At 57.8% G+C, this 8944-nt stretch carries 9 protein-coding genes; 3 read left to right on the top strand and 6 right to left on the bottom strand.

Going from position 1 to position 8944, the window contains the following annotated elements:
- Positions 1–357: 357 nt before the first annotated feature.
- From NW818_RS11740 to NW818_RS11730, 3 genes are all read right to left on the bottom strand, one after another.
- Positions 358–576: a hypothetical protein gene (locus tag NW818_RS11740; protein WP_011432028.1), complete on the bottom strand. Its 219-nt coding sequence runs from the start codon at positions 574–576 to the stop codon at positions 358–360.
- Between the two features lie 197 nt (positions 577–773).
- Positions 774–1379 (bottom strand): precorrin-6Y C5,15-methyltransferase subunit CbiT, encoded by a 606-nt coding sequence (cbiT, locus tag NW818_RS11735; protein ID WP_414343618.1) that lies wholly within the window; start codon positions 1377–1379, stop codon positions 774–776.
- Positions 1380–1731: 352 nt separating this feature from the next.
- Entirely contained in the window at positions 1732–2859 is a 1128-nt protein-coding gene (locus NW818_RS11730) for a hypothetical protein (protein WP_414424652.1), read from the bottom strand.
- Between the two features lie 210 nt (positions 2860–3069).
- Here NW818_RS11730 and NW818_RS11725 point away from each other — a divergent pair, with 210 nt between their 5' ends.
- Both NW818_RS11725 and murI read left to right on the top strand, forming a co-directional pair.
- A complete protein-coding gene (locus NW818_RS11725; RefSeq protein WP_414424651.1) occupies positions 3070–4863 on the top strand; it encodes an N-acetylmuramoyl-L-alanine amidase in 1794 nt (597 codons plus the stop codon).
- Positions 4864–5039: 176 nt separating this feature from the next.
- The gene (gene murI / locus NW818_RS11720; protein ID WP_414424650.1) at positions 5040–5918 is read left to right on the top strand and encodes a glutamate racemase; all 879 of its coding nucleotides are present in this window, start codon (positions 5040–5042) and stop codon (positions 5916–5918) included.
- A gap of 36 nt (positions 5919–5954) precedes the next feature.
- On the opposite strand, the gene NW818_RS11715 is transcribed toward murI, so the two are convergent.
- Positions 5955–6548: a hypothetical protein gene (locus NW818_RS11715; RefSeq protein ID WP_414409192.1), complete on the bottom strand. Its 594-nt coding sequence runs from the start codon at positions 6546–6548 to the stop codon at positions 5955–5957.
- Positions 6549–6923: 375 nt separating this feature from the next.
- Here NW818_RS11715 and fba point away from each other — a divergent pair, with 375 nt between their 5' ends.
- Complete coding sequence (gene fba, locus NW818_RS11710; protein WP_011432022.1) at positions 6924–8003, top strand: class II fructose-bisphosphate aldolase; 1080 nt, start codon at positions 6924–6926, stop codon at positions 8001–8003.
- 153 nt (positions 8004–8156) lie between these two features.
- Here fba and NW818_RS11705 read toward each other — a convergent pair whose 3' ends face one another.
- Positions 8157–8384: a hypothetical protein gene (locus NW818_RS11705; RefSeq protein ID WP_414387935.1), complete on the bottom strand. Its 228-nt coding sequence runs from the start codon at positions 8382–8384 to the stop codon at positions 8157–8159.
- A 40-nt stretch (positions 8385–8424) separates the two neighbouring features.
- Positions 8425–8631 carry a hypothetical protein gene (locus tag NW818_RS11700; RefSeq protein WP_011432020.1) on the bottom strand — a complete coding sequence of 69 codons (207 nt, stop codon included), beginning with the start codon at positions 8629–8631 and terminating at the stop codon, positions 8425–8427.
- Positions 8632–8944 lie beyond the last annotated feature (313 nt).

The raw sequence follows: 8944 nt of genomic DNA, 5'->3' as shown, positions 1-8944 counted from the left end.
GGGTCAACGGAAGAATCAGGGTTTGAGGCTTGTCGCCGACCCTGTCGCTAACTGGGTTGGTGTAGAAATTGACATGGATCCTCCTGCCCCCCTTGAGGTTGCTGGGGAGCTGCCTCTGAGAAGCGGAAGCAGGGGGCCAATGAGGGCAAGATGAGAGGCTAGGGAGCGACGACATAGCAATCTTGGGAGAGGCGCTCGTTGCCTCCCCACTTTGCCAGCTTACTTCCGCCGCAGGCAGGTATGAAGACCGGGCTTGAGACCCGGTTTTTAGGTAAAACTCCCTGAGTAAAAGTTCTCAATAGAAACTACCAAAGTTACTGCAGGAGCTGGGATCCCAATTTGGGAAGCTTGCGAACCCTAAATGCCTGGGGACTTGCTGGGTGGGCTTTCTTCGGCTACTGCTTGCCTGCGTCGATCCCCGATGCCGCAATCACCACAGCATTCCGGTCGCTTGAAGTCGTCCCAATGGATGCAAGCCCGGCAGCCTTTCAGCATTTCCGGCCAGCGCTCCCGAATCAACAGTTGCCGCAGTTTGACTTCCCGTGACTCCTGAAAGGGGTGTTGGAATTGATCCATAGCTATTGGGTTTCCCAGCTCTCTTATCTGGTATAAAAGCAGATTTGAGTTTGGGATCGAGAAATATCAGTATAGCTTAAGGTTTGGGTGACCCAATCTTTTCTGCTGGTTCTAAGACAGCCGAGATAAATCAATCCACTTTTATCCATCACCTTAGGAAAAGATTTACCAAAAAATGTAAACAGTTTACACAAAACTTAGCCCATTTTTTCTCCGCTCAAAACAAAGGTGGGATCCAATGCCAGCAGCATTTGAGTCCGACCGCGGTGTTCCAGGCGGTTCACCGCCGATTGAATCACCTCCACATGATGAGCCCGCACAGCGGCCAGGCCGGCAGAAAGGCCGTAGAGCCCATCCAAAGAGTTGGTCGTCGCCACGACCCGCCCGTTGGGGCTGAGATGGCTCCAGCAGGCTTCCAAGATCTCGCGTAGAGGATGGCCCCCCTCAATGCAGATGCGATCCGGCGCTGGAGAAAGGTGTTGCAGACAATCGGGGGCAGTACCTTGAATCACCTGCACGTTGGCGAGGCCAAATTTCCGGCAATTGCTCTCGATTAGGCTGACTACCTCGGCATCTCGCTCGATGGCAATCACGCGAGCTTTGGGGCATAGAACAGCCGCTTCAATGGCAATGGTGCCGGTTCCGGCGCCGATATCCCACAGGCAGTGGTTCTCTCCCAGGCGCAACTGGCTTAGCACCAACACGCGCACCTCACGAGGGCTCATCGGGATCCCTGGGATGCGTTCAAAGGCAGAGTCTGGGATCCCTGGGGTGCGGTAGGGCCAAGAGAAGGCGGCTGACATGGGTAAAGTACCGTTGCAGAGGAAGTTTGTCTATACATATCCCTCAGCATAGAGCGAATGCTCAACAGGCCATCTCCAACCTGATAGGGGTGCCGCTTCTCCCGCCCAATCATTGCCCAGATGGGCACCACAAACGCCCTCTGAGCTCAACGGAGTGGTTGGAGCAATTCCCAACCGGCAAAGCTGCAGTCCAAAACCAAAATGATCCTGCCCCCTTGAGGAATCGAGTTGGACACTAGGGAAGTTCTGGAGACAAGCGGGACCCTTTTACCCAAGAGCTCATTTTGCGTCGGATGTAGCTAGTGCTGCCGGAAAAAGTTGTAGTTGGGGCAATGTTCAGTACAAGAGGATCTTAAGAACGTTTCCTTGAACTGGAGCCTATCAAACCATCCATCCAAAGAATAAGCTTTGCTCGCAGATACAGCCAAATCTCATCATTTGCCCGCAACAGGAATAGAACATGTAGGCTCAATACGACGAAAACACACAGGTTCCCTAAAAAAGTGTAGGTTTGGATAATTTGATCGGTGCTCCAGCCAAAGTCGTAGTTTAGGCGGTTCATATCCCCCCTGGCATCTCCTTGGCCGCCCAACAAAGTTCCCCAGGGAACCTCGGCCAATCCCAGTCTGATGCTGTGCCATTCCCAAAAGCTTCTCCACAGGCTGCTGCTCGCGATCCCCAGCACGACAAATCGCAAAGAGTCCCATCGCCAACGATCTGGCAGGGGAAAATAAAAGCTGGCCATCAAAAAGGTGCTGAGATAAAACTCCCCTCCAACACCACCAAAGGTAATCAACAGATCCTGAGTGCGATTGGGCATCAGCCAGGTCATATAGAACTGGAATAGGGCAAGAAGAACGGCCAGCGCCTGTAGCCATCTCATCTGCTCCTGGCGGGCCGACCAGAACAGCAAAATCAGCAAAAAGAGGATTCCAAAATACACAAAGGGATCCCTCTGGGAGCTAACGCTTGTCCAGCCGATGGGCAGAGGCAAAGCCCGATACCCGCTCCACCAGGCGATGGTGGCATGGCCGAGCTCGTGAATCCAAATGTGCCAAGGCAAATGCAGCAACCGCAATAAGCCGATGTTGTTCACCATCAGGGCCACCGCAAACGCAGCCGGGTAAGCCCAAGCGTTGACTGCCCAGTTATCGAAGGAAAACCGATCCCAACGCCGCCGGGATCCCAGCTTTAGGCTCTGCCGCCAGAGCAAGCGTGAGCCGCGGAAAGCGCAAATCTCCACTTGATCCAGCCGTGGAATCCGCAGTTGCTTCAGGATCAGAAACAGTTGGGCGGCGGCAACTTGGGGGGAGAGCGCAGGCTGGTACAGGGATCCCAGCAGGTGGACGTGCAGGGTCTCGTCGGCAAAGTCTACTCGGGCACACCAGCGACGCCGCAGCAGCTCCATCCGCACAACCTGCACAATCGACTGGGCGTGTCCAGCTCGGGCCAGGGTTAGGAGATCCGGTGGTTTGGGCATCCCAAGATACCTCGCCGGAGAACAAGCAGGAAGAAGAAGGGGCGAGCCTCTACCCATCATCCCCCAGCCCTGCAGGCAAGAGCGGAATTGCGCTCCTTCCCAGGCTGCTCCGAGGGCAGGTTGGTATAGTTGAGGGCAGCAGGTGTGGGGAGTGGATGGAAGGTCATGCCTGAATTCGGCAAGCCGAGGTCAAGGCGGATATGGGGGGCGATGCTGCTGTTGAGCTTGGCGGGAGCAGGACTGTTTCCCCCTCCCTCTGTCCAGGCCCAGACGACCACAATCCCAGGGTTATCTCGCATCGACCGCTGGCACTACGACCCTCAGCAGGGGCGGCTGGAAGTCAATACACAGGGAGAGGTGCGGCCTTTCCTGTTTGTTCTGCAAAACCCCCCCAGAGTGGTGCTGGATTTTCCCAACACCCGCTTCGGACGGGAGCCCCAGACCCAGACCTTTGCAGGCCGTGTCGCCTCTGTGCAGATTAGCCAGCTTACGGATACCATCACCCGTTTTGTGCTCTATCTGCAGCCGGATCAGCCCCTCAGCCTTAACCACCTGCAACTGCTCACCGCCGGCCCCTCCCGCTGGGCCGTTCAATTCACCCAGGCCGCTCCCCCTTCGCCGCTGTTTCCCCCCTCATCTGCCGGCTCATCAGCTCCCATCCCACTGCCCCAGAGCCAAGCTGTCGGATCCCCCCCACCCCTGCCTGTCTCCCGCTCCGGCCATCAAATTTTAGAGGTATCCCCGCAAGCAGAAGGCTTTTTTATCCGTACCCAAGGCAGCCCCTCCACTACGGTGCGGCGCATCCTCGATCCGGATCGGGTAGTGGTGGATTTTCTCAACACCACCCTCAGCCCTGCCCTCACCCAGCGAGCTTATGTCATCAACCGTCTGGGGGTTTCGCGGCTGCGTATCGGGCAGTTTGAGCCCACCGTTGCTCGGGTAGTGCTGGATGTGGATTCCTCCGGTGGCGACTGGGAAGCCCGCTACGACCCACAGCGAGGTGGGATCTGGATCCAGCCTGCCGGCGGTGCTGCCCAGGCCAGCCTTTTGCCCGAGGTCAGCTCTGTCAACAGCAGTGGGCCGCTGGCCACGTTGCAATCGGTTCAGCTCCAGGGCAACCGGTTGATCATCAGCGCCGATGGATTCATGTTCTACCGGGCCGGCTGGGATCCCGAGAGTGGTGGCTACCGCATCAACGTGGCGCCGGCGCGCCTGCCCCAGTCTATGCCGGATCCCGGCTTGCCGGTTGGAGGGCCGGTGGAGCGGATCCGCTTTGTCCAGGAAGATGCCCGCACGGTCAGCATTCTGGTGCAGCCCGCCGAGGAGTTCAATGTCTTCGAGCCCAACCCCGGCCAGGGATCCCGCCGCATTACCTTGGAGCTGCGACCTCTGAATGCTCCTCCACCAATACCTCAGCCGCAGACGCCCGGCCCTGCCTCCCCTTCCACCCCCCAATCTCTGAACCGGACGGTCATTGCCATCGACCCCGGCCACGGGGGACGGGATCCCGGTGCCATCGGGGTGGATGGGATCCAGGAGAAGGACATCGTGCTCTCCATTTCCCACCAGGTACGACGACTGTTGCAGGAGCGGGGGTACGGGGTGGTGATGACCCGCACCGATGACCGGGAAGTGCTGCTGCAACCGCGGGTGGATATGGCCGTTCAGGCCAACGCTGCCCTCCTGGTGAGCATTCATGCCAACGCCCTGGATCGCTCCGGCATTCACGGCATCGAGACCTACTACCTGCGACCCGATAGCGCCGAGCTGGCCGCCATCTTGCACCGCAGCTTGGTCAGGGCCACCGGTGCTGCTGACCGGGGGGTGAGACGAGCCCGCTTTTTTGTGGTGCGGGAAACACCTGTGGGTATGCCCTCCGTGCTGCTGGAGTTGGGATACGTAACCAACCCAACCGAAGGGCGAAAATTGGCTACTGCCGAATATCAGGCTATTTTGGCGCGGGCCATTGCCGATGGCATTGAGACTTTCTTGCGCAGTCGCTAGCCGTTGGCTGAGCTTGTTCATGTCTATCGGATCTCTCAATTGATCCTTAATTGATCGAATTGACGATCCAGTTGGCCCAGTTGATCTCAGAGGGAAGGCAGGGAATCTGTCGCCGAGATTCTCGAAAGCAGGGTAGGATACAGCAGCTTAGGCCAAGGTGTTGAGGAGAACGGAGCATGCAGTGGGAGTGGAAATCAGAGCCAGATCCCAGTTGGCCAATTGGGGTGTTTGACAGCGGCTTGGGCGGGCTGACGGTTTGGCGAGCCTTACGCCGCCGACTCCCCCAGGAACGGCTCATCTACTTCGGCGACACAGCGCGGTTGCCCTATGGGGAACGCTCGCCAGAGGAGATCCTGGCCTTTGTGCGGCAAATTCTGACGTGGATGCAGGCGCAGCCGGTGAAGCTGGTGGTGATGGCCTGCAATACCAGCTCGGCCTTGGCTCTGGACCACGTGCGGCAGGAGTTTGCCCTGCCCGTTCTGGGGTTGATCCTACCCGGCGCCCAGGCAGCACTGGCCCAAGGATCCCGCATTGGGGTGCTCGCCACGGTGGCCACGGTCAAGAGTCGCGCTTACTCAAAAGCCATTCAGGAGTACAGCGCTCTGGATCCCAAACGCTTTCCGCACCCTGTTCATTGTTGGGAGCAAGCCTGCCCTGAGTTCGTCCCTCTCATTGAAGCCGGATGGCTGGATAGCCCTGCTCTGCGACAAGCGGCTGAACACTACTTGCAACCGCTGTTGCAACAGGGGATCGATACTCTTGTCTATGGCTGTACTCACTACCCCCTGCTGGATCCAATCCTGAAGCCTTTGCTGCCGTCCTCGGTCAAACGGGTAGATCCAGGGATGGCGCTGGTGGGATCCCTGGCCCGCGAATTGAGCTTGTGGGGCTTGCGCCGCCCCTCGACCGCTGCCCAGGAGGAACCCCACCGTTTCTGTGTGAGCGGGGATCCAGAGCGATTTGCCCAGTTGGCCACTCCTTGGTTGGGCTTTCGGCCCCAGGTAGAACGGGTGGAATTGCCGGCTTTGGATGTCAGCAACTCCCTCCGCCCCTGAGCGCCCTTCTCCTCGGGGATAAAGATTGGGGGCCCCTCAACGGGTCATCACCTGCAAGGGGAAACGTTCCGCCAACTCCCCTTCCACCTTGGGTAGCCATTCCTCTTGGAACACCCACACCTGCCCCTGCTGTACACGGCCATCGGGGTTTTGCGTCAGCTCCAGCCAGTACACAAATTGGTTTCCCCGCAGCACCACCCCTTGGATGGCAAGGGCCAAGGTATAGCCCGGACTGCTTGCCAGAGCTTCTGGGGATGGGTAGCGAATCACCTCCACCGCCTGATCCAGATCGGCGGCGATCTCCGGCCCATAGACATCGCGAATGGCTTGAAAGAGATCCTCTGCTGTCAGTCCTTGGGGGCGAAAGAACGTCATCCGTTCCGAGCGAATCGTCTCCCGATCCAGCGGGTTGATGATCCGTCCCGGCGGAGCCACCGAAGCCAAGAACGTAAAACGGGATCCATCCGGCTCCACTCGGTTGATGTTCAGGGTTTCGCCCGGACGGGGCCGCAGCACAGGATTGTCCCTCACCCAGGCCGCCACCTGATCCGGAGATTGCCCAGGGATCCCCCAAGCTGCCAACTGAAGGCCCGTCGCCCAACAGGCCATTGCCAAACCGGTTCCTTGCACCCAACTACCCCAGAGAGCCCTTGTTTGCTTTACACCCAAGACCGGCCAGCGATTGCAACGCACGTTCCCATTCCTCCGGGCAAACAACACAAAAACACCACAGTAGAATTAGAGAGACTAAGAGATAAATTGAGCGGGCATGGGCAGATCCATCCTCGATGCAAGCGCCCAACAGTCTTGCCCCTCCCCACTGTACCTGAAGATGTCGGCGCGCCTGTTGCGTCTGAGCGCGAGCATTGCGGCCAATGGTTGCAAAGATCCCTCGGCAAGATGCGCAGATCCCCACGGCCTGATCCCGCAAAACGTAAAAAGTATCTTAAGATCAACGGTAAGCAAATCTCATACGCACTAGGTCAGCACCTCAGGAGGTAACCGATGGCTCTCGTTGCAATGCGGACGCTGCTGGATCATGCCGCCGAACATGGCTACGGCATTCCTGCCTTCAACGTCAACAACATGGAGCAGATCCAAGCAATCATGCAGGCAGCCCATGAAACCAACAGCCCCGTTATCCTGCAAGCCTCTCGAGGGGCACGCAAGTATGCGGGCGAGAACTTTCTGCGGCACCTGATCCTGGCGGCAGTGGAGACCTACCCCCACATCCCCGTCGCCATGCACCAAGACCACGGCAATAGCCCGGCTACCTGCTATTCCGCCATCCGCAATGGCTTCACCAGCGTCATGATGGATGGATCCCTCAAAGAAGATGCCAAAACCCCGGCCAGCTACGAGTACAACGTGGCCGTGACCTCCGAGGTGGTGAAAGTGGCCCACGCAATTGGGGTAAGCGTGGAAGGAGAACTGGGCTGCCTGGGATCCCTGGAGACGGGCCGTGGGGAAGCGGAAGATGGCCACGGTGCGGAAGAGGCGCTCAGCCATGACCAACTCCTCACCGACCCCGACCAAGCGGTGGACTTTGTGGAGCGAACTCAGGTGGATGCGCTGGCCGTAGCCATTGGTACCAGCCATGGCGCCTACAAGTTCTCCCGGAAGCCCACTGGTGACATCCTCGACATGGAGCGCATTGCTGAGATCCACCGCCGCCTGCCCAACACGCACCTGGTGATGCACGGTTCCTCCTCGGTGCCCAAGGAGCTGATCGACATCATCAACGAATACGGCGGCTCCATTCCCGAGACTTACGGTGTGCCGCTGGAAGAAATTCAGCGGGGCATCCAAAATGGAGTGCGCAAAGTGAACATCGACACCGACAACCGCCTGGCCATCACAGCTGCCGTGCGCCGCGCTCTGGCCGAGAATCCGAAAGAGTTTGACCCCCGCCACTTCCTCAAGCCTTCCATCAAGGAAATGCAAAAAGTCTGTGCTGAGCGCTACATTGCCTTCGGCTGTGCTGGCCATGGTACCAAAGTTCCGGTGGTTACCTTGGATGAGATGGCAGCCAAGTATGCTTCTGGAGCTTTGGCGGCTCAGGTGAAGAAGACCGTTGCGGTCTAGTCCCCACATCCTGCAAGAACTCTGGAATGCTTGCCGGGGCGCTTCCAGGGTTTTCCTTGGAGATCAGCTAGGTCACTGGACTCAGATTGGACAAATAAGGGGATCCAGCTGGGATCCCCTTTTGCTTTGGAGGAACTTGATGCGTTTTAGGGGTCAGGCAGCTTTTGCCGCAGAACGTTTTTCCGTCTCAATTTGATGGTTCAGCAACGCCAAGCTTAGGCAGTCCAACAGTTCCAGGTCAGCCTCAGAGTAGCGCCGCTGAAAGAGCAGCTCATTGATGCGGTTCTCTTGGTCCAAGCTGAGGAAGCTGCTGCGGAACACCTGCTCCACGATTTCTTGGATGCTGGAGGGCAGAGTAACAGAGTCAAGACTTGTATTCATGGCTGGTTCTGTTTGAGAGATGGCTTTTGAAGGGAGAAGACTATCTTTGCCAAGAGGTGAGGTAGCGCTGCTCGATGTCCTGCAGGGAAAGATGGGAAGCCCTGGGCCGCGGCTCATTCACGGAGGAGACATCGTTCTGCCACTTGAGGGATACTCCCAGCAGTGCTCCCAAAGAGAAGCTCTCGCTCAATAGGGCTGCTATGCGGTAAGTACGGTAGTCCAGGGTTAGATCTTCACTGACTTGCATCTGTGTTTCCTCCGTATTTCTAACGTTCATGCCCCTATCATAGCCTCGAGATCAGTGGAAGTACAGAGAAACATCGAGGATTTGCGTAGGCAATTTGTACGTTTCTTCTACGCGATTTGGCGGATATCGGTGGGATCCCAGGGGTCTTTGGGGCGGGTTCAGGGTTGAGTCAGGGATCCCAGCCCAGCAGAGCACAGATGTCCGCAGCCAGGGTGGCGGCGTTGAAGGGTTTGCCGATGAGGCCATTGGCTCCAAGCTGAGCCAGAGAGGAGGGTGAAACTGGGAAATTGACATCCTCCCCGGCCTGAAGGCC

It is taken from the genome of Synechococcus sp. R6-5, assembly GCF_047461775.1.
GTDB lineage: Bacteria > Cyanobacteriota > Cyanobacteriia > Thermostichales > Thermostichaceae > Thermostichus.
Note: the sequence above shows the minus strand (reverse complement) of the source record. Positions and strands in the feature narration are given on the sequence as shown.

Excerpts from the sequence above, each read along its gene's own strand:
- NW818_RS11740 (WP_011432028.1), bottom strand. The coding sequence starts at position 576 with ATGGATCAATTCCAACACCCCTTTCAGGAGTCACGGGAAGTCAAACTG.
- cbiT (WP_414343618.1), bottom strand. The coding sequence starts at position 1,379 with ATGTCAGCCGCCTTCTCTTGGCCCTACCGCACCCCAGGGATCCCAGAC.
- NW818_RS11730 (WP_414424652.1), bottom strand. The coding sequence starts at position 2,859 with ATGCCCAAACCACCGGATCTCCTAACCCTGGCCCGAGCTGGACACGCC.
- NW818_RS11725 (WP_414424651.1), top strand. The coding sequence starts at position 3,070 with ATGCTGCTGTTGAGCTTGGCGGGAGCAGGACTGTTTCCCCCTCCCTCT.
- murI (WP_414424650.1), top strand. The coding sequence starts at position 5,040 with ATGCAGTGGGAGTGGAAATCAGAGCCAGATCCCAGTTGGCCAATTGGG.
- fba (WP_011432022.1), top strand. The coding sequence starts at position 6,924 with ATGGCTCTCGTTGCAATGCGGACGCTGCTGGATCATGCCGCCGAACAT.
- NW818_RS11705 (WP_414387935.1), bottom strand. The coding sequence starts at position 8,384 with ATGAATACAAGTCTTGACTCTGTTACTCTGCCCTCCAGCATCCAAGAA.
- NW818_RS11700 (WP_011432020.1), bottom strand. The coding sequence starts at position 8,631 with ATGCAAGTCAGTGAAGATCTAACCCTGGACTACCGTACTTACCGCATA.